The following is a 14,419-nucleotide window of genomic DNA, read 5'->3' as shown; positions in this document are numbered from 1 at the left end:
AACGAAACCGCAGCCGACGCTATGAAATTTTCTGTCTTTGTCATCGCAGCCCTGCTGTCTCTGGTCCTGGTTCCCGCCTGTTTCGCACAGGCGGATGACGAGGCGCAGCAGGCGCGGCTCGCGGAAATCAAACAGCGCATCGAAACGCTACAGCGGGAGCTGAACCAGGTGAAAAGCGAGCGCGACCAGCTGCTCAAAGACCTGGAATCCAACGAGAAGGACATCTCGGAACTGCTGCAACGTATCGACAAGATCAAGGCGGACATGAAGAGCCGCGGCGACAAACTGCAGGAACTCAAGAAGGAAGAGCAGCAGCTCGAGGATTCCCGCCGAAGTATGCAGCGGCGGGTCGAGCAGGAAGTCGCCGCCGCTTACCGACTCGGTCGCCAGGAGCAGATAAAACTGCTCCTCAATCAACAAGATCCTCAGCACATCGCCCGCCAACTCCGCTACCACGACTACTTCCTCAAGCAACGCAGCCGCGTCATCGACGATTACGTCAGCACCCTCGATCAACTCTCCACCGTTAGCTCGGGCATCCAGCGCGAACAGGACACTCTCGCGCGCGAACGCAGCCAGCTGGAGGAGAAACACCGGGCGCTGGCCAGCGCGCAGAAAAACCGCCAGCGCACCCTGGACAAACTGGCCGCACAGCTCGCCAGCAAAAGCGGCGAACTGAACCAGCTGCACAGCGACCGCGGCCGCCTGCAGAGGCTTGTCGACGAGGTGGGCCGCGCCATCGCCAGCCTGATCAACCCCAGCGACCAGACCCCCTTCGCCAAGCAGCGCGGCCGCATGCAGTGGCCGGTTGCCGGTCGTCGCGCCAATGCCTATGGCCAGCGCCGCGCCAACGGCATCACCTGGACCGGCGTCACCATCCGCGCCAATGAGGGCAACGCGGTCAACGCCATCCACCGCGGCAGAGTGGTATTTTCCGATTACCTGCGCGGCCACGGCATGCTGATCATCCTCGATCACGGCGACGGCTACATGAGCCTGTACGGCCACAACCAGTCCCTCACCCGCGCCATCGGCGAGTGGGTGGAGCGCGGCGATACCATCGCGCGCGTCGGCAATACCGGCGGCATGAGCCAGCCCGGCCTGTATTTTGAAATCCGCCGCAACGGCAAACCCCAAGACCCCACCGCCTGGTGCCGCGGCTGATCGCGCCGGGGCCAACTCCGCCCGACAATCACCTGGCCTTCAACTCTTCCGGCTCTCAAGCATGCGCTGAAGCAGTTCCTGAAGCTGTCGCTGATCTGCCGCGCTGAGCTGTTCGGTGAGCGGCGCCAATGCCTGTTGCGTCTGTGCATGCAGGCGTTTGGCGAGCCTGGCCCCCTCACTTGTCAGAAAAACATCCGTCGCCCGGCCGTCTTCCGCGTTGGGTGCGCGCGCTACGAGCCCCTTTTTCTCCGCTCGGGCAATAAGCCCCGACATCGTTTGCTTCTCCAACCCAAGGTAGTCGGCCAGTTCGGTCATCCGCGGGCGCTGGTCCGACAGGATGCCCAGGACGCGGATCAGCGTCAGAGACAGGTCGTTCTCGGCGCCGATTTTGTTGAGCACGGCCATGGTGACAAAGGCGGTTGGCACGAGTGCGTCGGCCAGTCCTTCACCGGGTGAGTGGGGTTCTTTCATGGATTTTTGCTCCTTCATCGTGGCCCGATCTTGACATGGTTCGTATTACGCATCAATAATTGATCGTAATACGAACTATGTGGGCTGCGCGCCCACCCAGACACCCAAGGAGAGCCCCGTGAAAGCAGCCGTCATCACTTCGTCCGACCAACCGCCGCGCTACAGCGACTTCCCTGATCCGACGCCCAATGGACCCGGAGAAATACTTGTTGAAGTGCTCGCTGTCGGCCTGCATCACCTCACCCGAGGGAGAGCTTCAGCTACGCATTACTCCAGCACCCGCGGGCTCCCGCTCGTTGTGGGTGTCGATGGTGTCGGGCGTGACGCCGACGGCAAGCTGCGCTATTTCGCACAGAGTCCCGGCCAGATCGGCACGATGGCCGACAAGACAGTGATCAAACTCGACCACAGCATCGAGCTGTCGAGCGAAAGCGACCCGGTCGCCATCGCCGGCGCGATGAACCCGGCAATGGCATCCTGGCTTGCACTGCGTTGCCGCGTTCCGTTTGAGCGTGGACAGAAGGTGCTCGTCCTCGGCGCCACCGGAAGTTCAGGAAGCATGGCCGTGCAGATCGCCCGGCATCTCGGCGCGTCGCAAGTCATCGCCGTGGGGCGCGACGAGCAGAGGCTCGGGAAACTGCTGGCACTCGGTGCCACAGAAATCATGACGTTGAGTGATGCGCAGCATGGGGCGGGTGCCGTCGCATGTGAAGTCGATTGCGTACTCGACTTCCTCTGGGGCGACAGTTCGCTGCGTGTCATGGAAACCGTACTGAAGCAGCGCGCGGATCGCAGCCGGCCCCTCACCTGGATTCACGTCGGCTCAATGGCTGGTGAAGTTGCCGCCATTCCCGGCGCCTTCCTGCGCTCTGCCAATCTCCATATCGTGGGCAGCGGGCACGGCTCGGTGTCCGGCCGCGACATTCTCACGGAACTGCCCGCGCTGGCGAAAGAGATCACACGCGGCACGTTCCGCATCGACGTGAAGGCCGTGCCACTTCGCAACGTAGAGCAGGTGTGGTGCGAGGCTTCCCGATCCGGTGAGCGCATCGTCATCACGCCACAGCAACCAGCGATCGACGCGACAGAGAACTGAGATGAAAACAACCAAACCTTTCACTCTGCGCACCTGGTCCACGCCACTGACCATCGGCTCCTTCATTTTGATGGCCGTTACCGGTGCCCTGATGTTCTTCGACGTAGTGCCGGGTTACCTCTCCTTCGCACACGAGTGGTTCTCATGGTTCTTTCTTGTCGGCGCAGGCGGTCATATCGCGGTGAACATCCGTCCTCTGGCGAAGCATCTCAAATCGAACTGGGGGAGAGCCAACGTTGCCATCTTCGCAATCATTCTTTTGGTCTCGATGTTCTCTTTCGGGCGCATCACGGCCCCTCAATTGAAGTGGCCAATCTCCAATGCGCTTATCGAGGCCCCACTGTCCGCACTCGCTGACGTGACGCGCACAGAACCGGCGGAGCTTCTAGCGAGGCTCAAAACACACGGCGTCACCGCGACACCCGACCAGAACATCAAGCAACTGGCGGACGCGCATGACATGGAGGAATTCCACATCCTGGGCCTCGTGATCCTTCGCGAGTGAATCGCGCAGTCGGAAGGCTCAGCAACAACTGCCTCCGTCATACACCGCCACGCCTGGCGTGCGGTGTTCAGAACCCAACTCTGGAAGCAAGCCTATGAACATCCCTTTACTGACCAATAACCTGGCGACAACGCCAACGGGGGCCGCTCCAGCCCTCGACATAGCGGCGGATCTGGCTCACAAGCGCGACTACACGCTCAACTCTTGGTTCGTGGTCGGCCACTTTGAGTCCGAGGGTCACACGCTCAACTATCTCGTCCACCTGTTTGCGCTCAGCATCGGCGGGATCACGGTGGGCGTGGACAGCGCGGCCAGCATCACCGACGAGACTACGGGCTGGTACGGAGTACGGCACGGCTTTCACCCGGTCTTTCGCGCGAACGCTCGCTCGGATCGACTGCTGGTCACAACGCCGCACATTTCGCTCTCGGGAACGCTCGACGAAATGCATGTTCGTGCGCAAATCAAGGGTGCCAGCATCGACGTGGTCCTGAGAGCGGTCGGCCACCCGCTCTACAACAAGGGCACGGGTCGGTTCGACATGCTGGGCATGGACGTGTTCCAGTATTCCATCCCGACGCTGGAAACCACGGGGAGTCTCACCATCGACGGTCGCGAATTCCGGGCATCGGGCATGAGCTGGTTCGATCGACAATGGCAGAACCAACCGCTGGGCGCACCGCGCGGCAGGTGGACGTGGATGGATCTCAACCTCAGCAACGGCTGGCGGATCAGTCTCTGGGATGCGACAGGCGTCGACGGCAAGTCGGATGCCTGGGTTACCGTGATTGATGAAAGCGGCAAGCACCTCGTCGCCGACCTGATTCCACTCGCCGAGGGCGCCTGCGACTACTGGCTGAGCCCGCAATCCGGCGCCCGCTTCCCGACCCGATGGCAGGTGCTGGTGCCTGCGCTCGATATGCGGTTGCAGGTCATCGCAAGACCGCGCGAGCAGGAAGTCAGGGGCCTGCATGCGCGCTACGAGGGCGCGAGTTCGGTCAGCGGCTCAGTGCGCGGCGAAAATGTCAGCGGCTACTGCTATGTCGAAATGGTCGGCGATTGGCAGGCGTGAACGTGACCCTCCAAACCTCCGCGACGGCCCCGTAGTCGCGTGCCCCGGGGTGTTTCTGCCCTTGCGACATGAAAGACCTGGCAGCGAACATTTGTCATCCCGCCGCGCCGGATCAGTTATCCGCCAACTTCAAACCCGGCCGGAGTGCCGGGTCTACAATCTTTTTGAGCATCCCGAATTTGTAGACAGTAAAGATAATTGCCAAGGACGTGCAGATTATGTTCACCCGCAAAACGCTCGCCAGCCTCATAGGCGCGGCAGCTCTCACCGCCCTGCCACTGATGGGACTCAGCCAGGGCGGCAGCAGCGAGCGCACCTCGCTGGAAGCCGAGGCGCGCCTGCCTCTGGAAGACCTGCGCAGTTTCGCCAAGGTGTTCGAGCAGATACGCCAGGGCTACGTCAACGAAGTGGACGACAGCACCCTGTTGGAATACGCCATCAAGGGCATGCTGCAGGGGCTGGACCCGCACTCCGCCTATCTCGACAGCCGCTCCTTCGACGACCTGCAGGCCAACACCACCGGTGAGTTTGCCGGCCTGGGTATCGAAGTGGGGGTCGAGGACGACTACATCACCATCATCACGCCGATGGACGACACGCCAGCGGAACGCGCCGGGCTGCGCGCAGGCGATGTGATTTTGCGCCTGGCCGGCAAGTCCATGCGCGGTGTGAGCCTGGATGAGGCGGTGGAGAAAATGCGCGGCCCGGTGGGCTCCTCGGTCACGCTTACCATCGGACGCAAGGGACACAAGGAGCCCTTCGACGTCACGGTGAAGCGCGACAAAGTGCGCGTATACAGTGTGCGCGGTGAAATGCTTGAAGATGGCTACGGCTACGTGCGCATCAGTCAGTTCCAGCTGGACACCGGCGGCGACCTGATGCGGGCGATGAAAAAACTCAAGAAAGAAGGCGAACTCAAGGGCCTGGTGGTCGACCTGCGCAACAACCCCGGCGGCGTATTGCAGTCGTCCGTGGAAGTGGTGGACGCCTTCCTGGAAGACGGTCTCGTGGTGTATACCGAGGGCCGCAATGAGTCCTCCAACCTGCGCTACTCCGCCAGCCCCGGCGACATTACCAATGGCGCACCGCTGGTGGTACTGATCAACGACGGCTCCGCCTCTGCCGCGGAAATTGTTGCCGGCGCGCTGCAGGATCACCGCCGCGCGGTGGTGATGGGCACCGACAGTTTCGGCAAGGGCTCGGTACAGACCGTCATCCCCATTACCGACGACCGCGCCATCAAGCTCACCACCGCGCTCTATTTCACCCCCAAAGGCCGTTCGATCCAGGCCCAGGGAATCAAGCCGGACATCACCGTTGAACGGGTACAGGTCACCCGGTTGGACGGCGTGGCTCGCACCACCGAGGCGGACCTGGCAGGACATCTGGATAACGGCAACGGCGGCAAGGAGAGCGGGTCGGAAGACCGCAAACGCGCCAAGGCGGACAAGGACGACTGGTATGACCGCGACAATCAGGTATTCGAGGCACTGAATGTGCTGAAAGGCCTGAACCTTTATGGGTACCGCGCGCCCGTGCCGAGCGAAAAAAGCAGTGCGCCGGCAGTGAAAGACCAGGTTGCGCAGATTCGCGCGGAAGACCTTTAAGATAGGGCGACGTCTGAATTCCGGGGTGCCCGGCCATCGTCGGGTTAAGCGCGGTATCTGGTTATAGTTGTCGCGCTGGGCCCCACAAGCAGTAGCGAGGTAGTCATGCAGCAGTATCGTCGTGGCGAACAGGGAGCCCCGATCCCCCCCCGCGCCGACCGCTTCTTCAAGGTGGACGACGACTGGTATTTCACCGTGCGCGGCGGCAAGACCTTCGGCCCTTTTTGCTGCCGCGAAGAGGCGGAAAAAGCCGTGGACAACTACCTCAATCCGCGGCAGAAATACTCCGGCAACGTGCGGCCATTCGGTAGCCAGCGCGCACGCCATTGGTATCGCACACAGAAATTCTGACCTGCGGACTCAGATCCGCATTTCTATTCCAGCCTGCTGCATAAAGGCCTTGGCTTCGCCCACGGTGTATTCGCCGAAGTGGAAAATGCTGGCGGCGAGTACAGCATCGGCCCCGCCTTTCAGGACCCCATCCGCCAGGTGCTGCAGATTACCGACACCGCCGGAAGCAATCACCGGTACCGATACCGCATCGGAAATGGCGCGGGTCAGGGCCAGGTCAAAGCCGTTCTTGGTGCCATCCCGATCCATGCTGGTCAGCAGGATTTCACCGGCGCCGTAGCTATCCATTTTTTTCGCCCATTCCACCGCGTCGATACCGGTGGGTTTGCGGCCGCCGTGGGTGAAGATTTCCCACTTGGGCTCTTTGTCATTGCCTACCTGCTTGGCGTCGATGGCAACAACGATGCACTGGCTGCCGAAGCGCTCGGCGGCTTCGCGCACGAAGTCGGGATTGTGCACCGCGGCGGAATTGATTGCAGTCTTGTCGGCACCGGCATTGAGCAGGTTGCGGATATCCTGGATCTCGCGCACGCCGCCGCCCACGGTGAGCGGGATAAATACCTGTGAGGCCATCTTTTCCACCGTGTGCAAGGTCGTATCGCGACCTTCGTGGGTGGCGGTGATGTCGAGGAAGGTGATTTCGTCAGCGCCAGCTTCGTTGTAGCGGCGCGCGATTTCCACCGGGTCACCGGCATCGCGAATGTCGACGAAGTTGACGCCCTTGACGACGCGGCCGGCGTCGACATCCAGGCAGGGGATGATGCGTTTAGCGAGACCCATTGAATAATCCCTGCAGTTACTTCTTCCAGTTGTCGCACAGTTCCTGCGCGGCGCGCAGGTCGAGTTTGTCTTCGTAGATGGCACGGCCAGTGATAGCGCCGAAAATTTCGGTGTTTTCGTCGCCGGCTTCCAGCAGCTGCTGGATGTCTTCGATGCAGCTGACACCGCCGGAGGCGATGATCGGAATTTGCACGGCGCGCGCGAGGTCCATGGTGGCCTCGATATTGACGCCCTGCATCATGCCGTCGCGGGCGATGTCGGTATAGACGATGGAGCTCACGCCGCAATCCTGGAACTGCTTGGCGAGCTCGGTGGCCTGCACGTCGGAGACTTCGGCCCAGCCTTCGGTGGCGACCAGACCGTCTTTGGCGTCGAGGCCGACGATGATGTGGCCTTCGAATTCTCTACAGGCTTCTTTCACCAGTTTGGGATTTTTCACCGCGGCGGTGCCGATGATGGCCCAGGTAACACCGGCGTCGATATAGCGCTCGATGGTTTTCAGATCGCGGATACCGCCGCCGATCTGAATCGGGAATTTGGGGAACTGGCGGGCAATGGCTTTGACGGCATCGCCGTTAACGGGGTTGCCGGCAAAGGCGCCGTTCAGGTCGACGATATGCAGGCGCTTGGCGCCGTGGCTGAGCCAGTGTTCGGCGGTAGCGACCGGGTCGTCGGAGAAGACAGTGGCGTCTTCCATCTCACCCTGGCGCAGGCGTACACACTGGCCGTCTTTCAGATCAATGGCTGGGATTACGATCATTTTGGTTAACTTCCTGTAGATTGATCCGGCCCCGCGTGGTTCTCAGCTGGCCCGGTGGCGGCGCAGCACCGGGGAAGGGGTTTCGGAACCGCTGTGAATACATCCCTGTACGCTGCGTCGGCAACATCCCTGTTGCCGACGCTTCCGAAACCCCTTCCCCGGCACTCCGCCTTCGCATGCAAATTTTTTACTTCGTCAGCCGTGTTTGCACTGACCTGTAGGAGCCTGCTTGCAGGCGAACCTGTAAAACCACCGCGGGTATTCGCCTGCAAGCAGGCTCCTACAAAAGCGGTCTGCAACTTCTATGCTGCGCCGTTCCAACCGACAAAATTCTTCAGCAGCTGCATCCCCGCATCCGCGCTTTTCTCCGGATGGAACTGGGTGGCAAAAATATTGTTGCGGGTAACCGCAGCCGCAAACTTCACACCGTAGTCGGTCTCGCCGGCAACGGCGTTGTTATTCTCCGCAGGCACGTAGTAGCTGTGCACAAAATAAAAGCGGCTGCCATTTTCGATATCGCGCCACAGCGGGTGGTCGATTTTCTGCTGCACCTGGTTCCAGCCCATATGCGGGACTTTCAGGCGTTGGCCGTTTTCTTGCAGATCGGTACCAAAGAATTTTACCGGCTGCGGGAATAGGCCGAGGCAGTCGACGCCATTATTTTCTTCGCTGCGTTTCATCATGATCTGCATGCCCACGCAGATGCCGAGTATCGGCAGCCCGGCTTCGATGCACTGGTTGAGCAGCGGTACGAAGCCTGGGCGGATGAAGCCTTCCATGCAGTCGCGAATGGCGCCAACGCCGGGGACGATAAGACGGTCGGCGCCGTGAGCTTCCTCCGGGGTGGTGGCGAGTACCACTTCGTCAGTGGGGGCGACCTTTTTCAGGGCGCTCGCTACGGAGTGGAGATTGCCCATGCCGTAGTCGAGGACGACGATCTTTTGCACAGTCACTTTTCCCTACCTCTGCTTACAGCACGCCTTTGGTGGAGGGCATGGCGCCTTCCATGCGCGGGTCCGGGGTCAGGGCCATGCGCAGGGCGCGGCCGAACGCTTTGAATACGGTTTCGATCTGGTGGTGGGCGTTGAAGCCGCGGATGCAGTCGATGTGCAGGGTCACCAGCGCGTGGTTTACAAAGCCCTGGAAGAATTCGTAGAACAGCTCGGTGTCGAAGTTGCCGATGCGCTTCTGGGTAAAGGGTACATTCATGGTGAGACCGGGGCGACCGGAGAAGTCGATGACGACCCGACTCAGCGCCTCGTCCAGTGGCACGTAGGCGTGGCCGTAGCGGGTCATGCCTTTCTTGTCGCCCACCGCCTGATTGATGGCCTTGCCGAGGGTGATGCCGATATCTTCTACGGTGTGATGGTCGTCGATGTGCACATCGCCGTCGCAGGTTATATCCATGTCGATCATGCCGTGGCGGGCAATCTGGTCCATCATGTGCTCAAGGAAGGGTACACCGGTGTTGAATTTGCCGGTGCCTTTGCCGTCGAGATTGACGCTGACCTGGATCTTGGTTTCCAGGGTATCGCGGTTGACGCTGGCGGTGCGCATGAGGTCTGCATCCTTGATTGCGAGCTTGTTTGCAAGTCAGTTCGGCCCCGTTGGCCGGCCTGAGACAGAAGGCGCGAATTATACGCCCAAATGGGGCGGAATTTGGCGGTTAGTCTCAGATGAAACTTGATTCGTCACTGATATCAAATATCATACCGCCCATGACTATGTACCCCCGCCATAAGACCCCTGTCTGGGTCAGCCTTGTGCTGCTGTTCGCGCTCACGCTCGCGCAGCCGGTGCTGGCGGAGCATATTCACATCGACGACCGCTCGCACCAGCTGTGCGACCTGTCCCACAACCACACGCCTGCGCCCGTGGGCAGTGAGTTCGCCTTTGCCACTGAAGACCTGGCGCCGCTGTATACCGAACAGCAGTCCCCAGTAGCACTCGACTGCCAGCCGGAACGCCAGTCCGCCCGCGGCCCGCCCGCACTCCTGTCACTCCGCTAAAAAACCACTTTTTTGCATTTCCGGCACCGGCCTTTGGGTGGCTGCTGCCCGTCCGTGACAGGAATAACCAACAATGTACCGAGTAAATACTCTGGCGCTGGCAATTGCCTGTGCGCTGTCTTCTGCCGTTTCCGCCCAGGTCGCCGAAAACGGGGCCGACAACAGGAATGAAAACCTGGAAGAGGTCAACGTCACCGTCTCTCCCCTGGCCAAGCCCGCCGATGCGGTGGCCGCGCCGGTTTCCGTGCTGAAAGGCGACGAGCTGCGCAAATCCGCCGCCGCCACCCTGGGCCAGACCCTGGACAGCCAGCTGGGCGTGGCCAATGCCTCCTTCGGTGGCGGCGTGGGCCTGCCGGTCATTCGCGGCCAGAGTGCCAACCGGGTGAAGATACTGAGCGACAATCTGGACGTGGCCGACGCCTCCAACACCAGCTCCGACCACGCCGCCAGTATCGAGCCGCTGCTGGCCAACAGCATCGAGATCCTGCGCGGTCCCGCTGCGCTGCGCTATGGCAGCGGCGCCATCGGCGGGGTGGTGAACGTGATCGACGGCCGTATTCCCACCGTAGTGCCGGAGGCAATCGAAGGCGCGGTGGAAATGCGCCACGACACCGCCAACGGCCAGGACGCCGGCGTCTTTCGCCTGCAGGGCGGCGCGGGCAACCTCGCCTGGTACCTGGACGGAGTCTACCGCGAGAACGGCAACACCCAGATTCCCGGCCTCGCCATCCGCGAGCATGAGGAGCACGAGCACGAAGGCGAGGAGGGTGAAGACCACCACGAGCACGAGGAGGAATTCAACACCGACGGCTTCGTCGGCAACACCAGCGCCCGCGCCAAGAGCGGCAGTGCCGGCCTGTCCTGGATCACCGACAGCGGCTTTGTGGGCTTCTCTGTCAACCGCCTGGAGAACAACTACGGTATTCCCCTCGGTACCCACGAGCACCACCACGAAGACGAGGAAGGTGAGGAACACGCGCTGGAGGAAGGCCACGAGGAAGAACACGAAGAACACGGTCCCGGCGCCGTGCGCATTGACCTGGCCCAGACCCGCTACGACCTGAAGGGCGAGCACGACTTCAACAGCGACTACTGGGACAAACTCAGCTTCCGCCTCGGACACAACGATTACGAGCACGTGGAACTGGAAGCCCACGAGGACCACTTCCACGAGGGCACCCGCTTTACCAACAAGGCGTGGGAGAGCCGCGTAGAACTGACCCACGACGACGGCGGCGAGTGGCGCGGCGCCTACGGCCTGCAGCTGTCGCGCAAGGATTTTGCCGCGATTGGCGACGAGGCATTCATCCGCCCATCCGTCACCGACAGTATCGGCGCCTTCACCATGAAGGAGCGCGAGTGGGGCAAATGGCATATGGACCTGGGCGCGCGCCTGGAAAATGTCACCATCGATCCGGAGTACGGCAGCGACAAAGACTTTGATCTGATCGGGCTGTCCGGCGCTATCCAGTACTTCCTCGCCGAGCATCAGCACCTGAGCCTCGGCCTCACCAGTGCCGAGCGCGCGCCGGTGGCGGAAGAACTGTTTGCCGACGGTGCACACCTGGCGGAGTCCCGCTACCTGATCGGCAGCGAAGACCTCGATAAGGAAAACTCCGTCAACCTGGAGCTGGGCTATCACCACCACAACCAGGAGGCCAGCGGCTGGCACGCGGCCAGAATAGAGGCCAGCGTTTTCTACAACCGCATTGCCGATTACATCTACGCCGCCAACACAGGTCTCGTAGACGAAGAAAGCGAATTCGACATTTATGGCTACCAGAATCGCGACGCCACTTTCTACGGCGCCGAAGCGTCTGTGCAGTTCCCGCTGACCAATGGCCTCAGCGTGACCCTGTTCGGCGACAGTGTGCGTGCGAGCTTCGACGAGCGCATCGCCGGCCAGTCGAGCGAAGTGCCGCGTCTGCCGCCACTGCGTTACGGTTTTGCGCTGGGTGGCGACTACGCCAACTGGAACTGGCAGTGGCGCAACACCCACGCCACCGCCCAGGATCGCCCCGGCGCGTTTGAAGAAGCCACCGACGCCTATACCCGTATGGATCTCAGCGCCCAGTACAACTTCAAACTGGCGGGCAACGACGCTGTGCTCTTCGCCAACGCGCGCAACCTGCTGGACGAAGAGATCCGCAACGCCACCTCACTGCTGCGCGACTTCGCGCCGGAAGCCGGACGCAGTATTGAAGCCGGAGTAAGGTTTCATTTCTGATCGGCAACTGCTTCAATAGTCTGCATCCGCGGTGCCCGGGAACCCACCTCAAGACAAGATTCCCGGGCGCCGTTTCTCTCTGCCAATTCCAGGCATCTCTAAAAATCGTCGCGGGTGGCTGGTGGTGGCCGCCGGGCGCCGCAAGGCGCACGCGCAATAGATTTTTGGAGGTGCCCTCCAGAATAAGGATGCCTCTGTATGGCCTGGATCAAACGCGGACTTATTACCCTCGTTGTTTTGTTTCTCCTCTTCGCCGGCGTAATCGCCTGGTTCCTATTCAGTCTCGACGCCAACCAGTACAAATCCAGGATCGTGCAGCTGGCCGCGGATCAGGGCATTGCCCTGACCCTCGACGGCGATATCGGCTGGCAGCTGTGGCCGAATATCGCGCTCAAGCTCGAAGGCGTGAAGGTTGCACCACTGGCACTGCCCAGCGAATCGCTGCTGGAAGCAGACAAGATGGCGGTCGGCGTGGCGTTGATGCCGCTGCTCGACAAGCGCGTCGAAGCCAAAGAGATCGTGCTGCTTGCCCCCCGTGTCGAACTGACCGTCGACCAAAACGGCAAGGGCAACTGGGAACTGATTACCGACGCCATCGAAGCCAAGGCCAAGCTGGACGAACAGCAGAAACAGCAGACGCCGCCCACACTCGAGATTCCCAAGGAAGAAGCGCCCACCTCCGGCGGCCTCGAACTGGCACTGGAAAAGCTGCGCCTGGAAGACGGCGTACTGCGTTACACCGATAAGCAGGCCGGCAGCGAATACGCCATCAGCCAACTGCACATCAGCGCCGACAATCTGGTGCCCGGCGGCAAACCCGGCGACGTGCGCCTGCGCGCGGCGCTCGCAGGCAGCGGCTTCCCCGAGCCGGTCAACCTGGACATCCACAGCAACCTCGCGATCGACGAGGGCCTGAACGGCCTGCGGGTGCAGCCCGCCAACATCAAACTCACCGGCGCCGAAGGCGCGGAGGCGCAGATTAACCTGCGCGGCAATGTGCGCCGCGCCAAGGCCGACGCTCCCTGGCAAATCCAGCTCAACCTCAACGCGGACGTCAATCCCGTCACCGGCTGGCTCGCCGCCGTCGGCAGCGATTACCACCCCCAAAGCACCGCAGCCCTGAAGAAGCTGCACATCGAAGCCGACATCAGCGGCACCGACAAGCAGATGTTCCTGGAACCGCTGCAACTGGCACTCGACGACAACAACTTCACCGGCAGCGCCAGCTTCCAGGCCGCCACCAACGCCAAAGACGTTCCCAGTGTTTCACTGAGCCTCAAGGGTGGTGAGTTGAACGTGGACGACTATCTCCCACCCCCAGTCGACACACCGGAGCAGAGCGAACTCAGTGCCGACGTGGCCGCAGCCCAGCCGGTGCCCCTGCCGCTGGAATCCATGCGCGGCTTCAACGCCAAGCTGGACCTGACCCTCGACAAACTGCACGCAATGGATTTCGACATCGACAAACCCCAGCTGGCGGTGAATGTGAACAACGGCCTGTACCAGCTGAACAAACTGGCCGCCGGCCTCTACGGCGGCGAACTGAACAGCACCGGCGTGTTCAACGCCCGCGGTGATTCCGCCCGCGGCGAGCTGAGCGGCGGCCTTACCGGCGTGGAAATCTCCAAGGTGCAGGAAGCACTGTTCGCCAGCGACGAGCCGCAAGCGGCAGACCAGAAGAGAGTCACCCTGTCCGGCAAGACCAACCTCACCTGGGTGGCGCAAACCACCGGTGCCGACACCCTGGCGCTGCAGAAAAACCTGCGCGCCGCGGTGCAGCTGAACGCCGCGGAACTGGCACTGGCGCCGTTCAACCTGGAAAAAGGCATGTGCCAGCTGGTGAGCTATGCGGAAAAAACCCCGCTGCCGGAAAAAGAATGGCCCGCACAGACCCGCCTGCAGGACCTGCGCGCCAGCGTGAACCTGAATGGCGATGTCGCCAAGGTTGAGGGCATCAACGCCGGTATTGAGAACATTGCGCTCACCGGCGACGGCACCGTCGATCTGGAGCAACAGAACTTCGACTTCGCGCTCGGTCTCGCGCTGGTGGGGGAAAAGACCTCCGGCAACGGCTGCTCGGTGCAGAACGATCGCTGGCGCAACCGTCCGCTGCCGCTGCGCTGTAACGCCAGCTTCAACGAAGTTGGCGCCACCACCTGCAAACCCGACAGCCGCCGCCTCGACGACCTGATCCGCGACGAGCTGAAGTACAAGGCGGAGAAAAAATACGGCGAAAAGGTGGAGAAGAAAACCGAAGAGCTGAAGGACAAGCTGAAAGACCGCTTCAAGGGCCTGTTCAACCGCGGAGACAAAGAAGAATCCGCGCCCGAGCCAACGCCATAACCTCCAGCGCCGTAGGAGCCTGCTTGCAGGCGAA

Annotated in this window: 14 protein-coding genes; 9 read left to right on the top strand and 5 right to left on the bottom strand. The window is 61.5% G+C overall.

Annotated features, from left to right (window positions below; genetic code table 11):
* Positions 1 to 21: 21 nt before the first annotated feature.
* The gene (locus tag FDY93_RS03535) at positions 22 to 1,164 is read left to right on the top strand and encodes a murein hydrolase activator EnvC family protein (protein WP_138234363.1); all 1,143 of its coding nucleotides are present in this window, start codon (positions 22 to 24) and stop codon (positions 1,162 to 1,164) included.
* Between the two features lie 39 nt (positions 1,165 to 1,203).
* Here the strand turns inward: FDY93_RS03535 and FDY93_RS03530 are convergent, their stop codons facing one another.
* Positions 1,204 to 1,635 (bottom strand): MarR family winged helix-turn-helix transcriptional regulator, encoded by a 432-nt coding sequence (locus FDY93_RS03530; protein ID WP_138234362.1) that lies wholly within the window; start codon positions 1,633 to 1,635, stop codon positions 1,204 to 1,206.
* Positions 1,636 to 1,753: 118 nt separating this feature from the next.
* Here FDY93_RS03530 and FDY93_RS03525 point away from each other — a divergent pair, with 118 nt between their 5' ends.
* The 5 genes from FDY93_RS03525 to FDY93_RS03505 all read left to right on the top strand — a co-directional run bounded on the left by FDY93_RS03525 (position 1,754) and on the right by FDY93_RS03505 (position 6,266).
* Positions 1,754 to 2,731 carry a quinone oxidoreductase family protein gene (locus FDY93_RS03525; RefSeq protein WP_138234361.1) on the top strand — a complete coding sequence of 326 codons (978 nt, stop codon included), beginning with the start codon at positions 1,754 to 1,756 and terminating at the stop codon, positions 2,729 to 2,731.
* Position 2,732: 1 nt separating this feature from the next.
* Positions 2,733 to 3,236: a DUF4405 domain-containing protein gene (locus tag FDY93_RS03520; protein WP_138234360.1), complete on the top strand. Its 504-nt coding sequence runs from the start codon at positions 2,733 to 2,735 to the stop codon at positions 3,234 to 3,236.
* Positions 3,237 to 3,330: 94 nt separating this feature from the next.
* A complete protein-coding gene (locus tag FDY93_RS03515; RefSeq protein ID WP_138234359.1) occupies positions 3,331 to 4,308 on the top strand; it encodes a lipocalin family protein in 978 nt (325 codons plus the stop codon).
* Between the two features lie 218 nt (positions 4,309 to 4,526).
* A complete protein-coding gene (locus FDY93_RS03510; RefSeq protein WP_138234358.1) occupies positions 4,527 to 5,915 on the top strand; it encodes a S41 family peptidase in 1,389 nt (462 codons plus the stop codon).
* Between the two features lie 105 nt (positions 5,916 to 6,020).
* Entirely contained in the window at positions 6,021 to 6,266 is a 246-nt protein-coding gene (locus FDY93_RS03505; protein ID WP_138234357.1) for a DUF6316 family protein, read from the top strand.
* A gap of 9 nt (positions 6,267 to 6,275) precedes the next feature.
* Here FDY93_RS03505 and hisF read toward each other — a convergent pair whose 3' ends face one another.
* From hisF to hisB, 4 genes are all read right to left on the bottom strand, one after another.
* Entirely contained in the window at positions 6,276 to 7,046 is a 771-nt protein-coding gene (gene hisF / locus FDY93_RS03500; protein WP_138234356.1) for an imidazole glycerol phosphate synthase subunit HisF, read from the bottom strand.
* 16 nt (positions 7,047 to 7,062) lie between these two features.
* Entirely contained in the window at positions 7,063 to 7,806 is a 744-nt protein-coding gene (gene hisA, locus FDY93_RS03495) for a 1-(5-phosphoribosyl)-5-[(5-phosphoribosylamino)methylideneamino]imidazole-4-carboxamide isomerase (RefSeq protein ID WP_138234355.1), read from the bottom strand.
* Between the two features lie 302 nt (positions 7,807 to 8,108).
* Entirely contained in the window at positions 8,109 to 8,753 is a 645-nt protein-coding gene (hisH, locus tag FDY93_RS03490; RefSeq protein WP_138234354.1) for an imidazole glycerol phosphate synthase subunit HisH, read from the bottom strand.
* 22 nt (positions 8,754 to 8,775) lie between these two features.
* Positions 8,776 to 9,363 carry an imidazoleglycerol-phosphate dehydratase HisB gene (gene hisB / locus FDY93_RS03485; RefSeq protein WP_105102396.1) on the bottom strand — a complete coding sequence of 196 codons (588 nt, stop codon included), beginning with the start codon at positions 9,361 to 9,363 and terminating at the stop codon, positions 8,776 to 8,778.
* A 161-nt stretch (positions 9,364 to 9,524) separates the two neighbouring features.
* On the opposite strand from hisB, the gene FDY93_RS03480 reads away from it, so the two are divergent.
* From FDY93_RS03480 to FDY93_RS03470, 3 genes are all read left to right on the top strand, one after another.
* The gene (locus tag FDY93_RS03480; RefSeq protein WP_138234353.1) at positions 9,525 to 9,815 is read left to right on the top strand and encodes a hypothetical protein; all 291 of its coding nucleotides are present in this window, start codon (positions 9,525 to 9,527) and stop codon (positions 9,813 to 9,815) included.
* 73 nt (positions 9,816 to 9,888) lie between these two features.
* The gene (locus FDY93_RS03475) at positions 9,889 to 12,042 is read left to right on the top strand and encodes a TonB-dependent receptor (protein WP_138234352.1); all 2,154 of its coding nucleotides are present in this window, start codon (positions 9,889 to 9,891) and stop codon (positions 12,040 to 12,042) included.
* Between the two features lie 198 nt (positions 12,043 to 12,240).
* On the top strand, positions 12,241 to 14,385 hold the full coding sequence (locus tag FDY93_RS03470) for an AsmA family protein (protein ID WP_138234351.1): 2,145 nt from the start codon (positions 12,241 to 12,243) through the stop codon (positions 14,383 to 14,385).
* Positions 14,386 to 14,419 lie beyond the last annotated feature (34 nt).

This window comes from Microbulbifer harenosus (assembly GCF_005771435.1).
Taxonomy (GTDB): Bacteria; Pseudomonadota; Gammaproteobacteria; order Pseudomonadales; family Cellvibrionaceae; genus Microbulbifer; species Microbulbifer harenosus.
The sequence above is the reverse complement of the archived record's forward strand: the minus strand, read 5'-3'. Positions and strand labels throughout refer to the sequence as shown.

Excerpts from the sequence above, each read along its gene's own strand:
- FDY93_RS03530 (WP_138234362.1), bottom strand. The coding sequence starts at position 1,635 with ATGAAAGAACCCCACTCACCCGGTGAAGGACTGGCCGACGCACTCGTG.
- hisF (WP_138234356.1), bottom strand. The coding sequence starts at position 7,046 with ATGGGTCTCGCTAAACGCATCATCCCCTGCCTGGATGTCGACGCCGGC.
- FDY93_RS03505 (WP_138234357.1), top strand. The coding sequence starts at position 6,021 with ATGCAGCAGTATCGTCGTGGCGAACAGGGAGCCCCGATCCCCCCCCGC.
- FDY93_RS03470 (WP_138234351.1), top strand. The coding sequence starts at position 12,241 with ATGGCCTGGATCAAACGCGGACTTATTACCCTCGTTGTTTTGTTTCTC.
- FDY93_RS03515 (WP_138234359.1), top strand. The coding sequence starts at position 3,331 with ATGAACATCCCTTTACTGACCAATAACCTGGCGACAACGCCAACGGGG.
- FDY93_RS03475 (WP_138234352.1), top strand. The coding sequence starts at position 9,889 with ATGTACCGAGTAAATACTCTGGCGCTGGCAATTGCCTGTGCGCTGTCT.
- FDY93_RS03520 (WP_138234360.1), top strand. The coding sequence starts at position 2,733 with ATGAAAACAACCAAACCTTTCACTCTGCGCACCTGGTCCACGCCACTG.
- FDY93_RS03480 (WP_138234353.1), top strand. The coding sequence starts at position 9,525 with ATGACTATGTACCCCCGCCATAAGACCCCTGTCTGGGTCAGCCTTGTG.
- hisB (WP_105102396.1), bottom strand. The coding sequence starts at position 9,363 with ATGCGCACCGCCAGCGTCAACCGCGATACCCTGGAAACCAAGATCCAG.
- hisA (WP_138234355.1), bottom strand. The coding sequence starts at position 7,806 with ATGATCGTAATCCCAGCCATTGATCTGAAAGACGGCCAGTGTGTACGC.
- FDY93_RS03510 (WP_138234358.1), top strand. The coding sequence starts at position 4,527 with ATGTTCACCCGCAAAACGCTCGCCAGCCTCATAGGCGCGGCAGCTCTC.
- FDY93_RS03535 (WP_138234363.1), top strand. The coding sequence starts at position 22 with ATGAAATTTTCTGTCTTTGTCATCGCAGCCCTGCTGTCTCTGGTCCTG.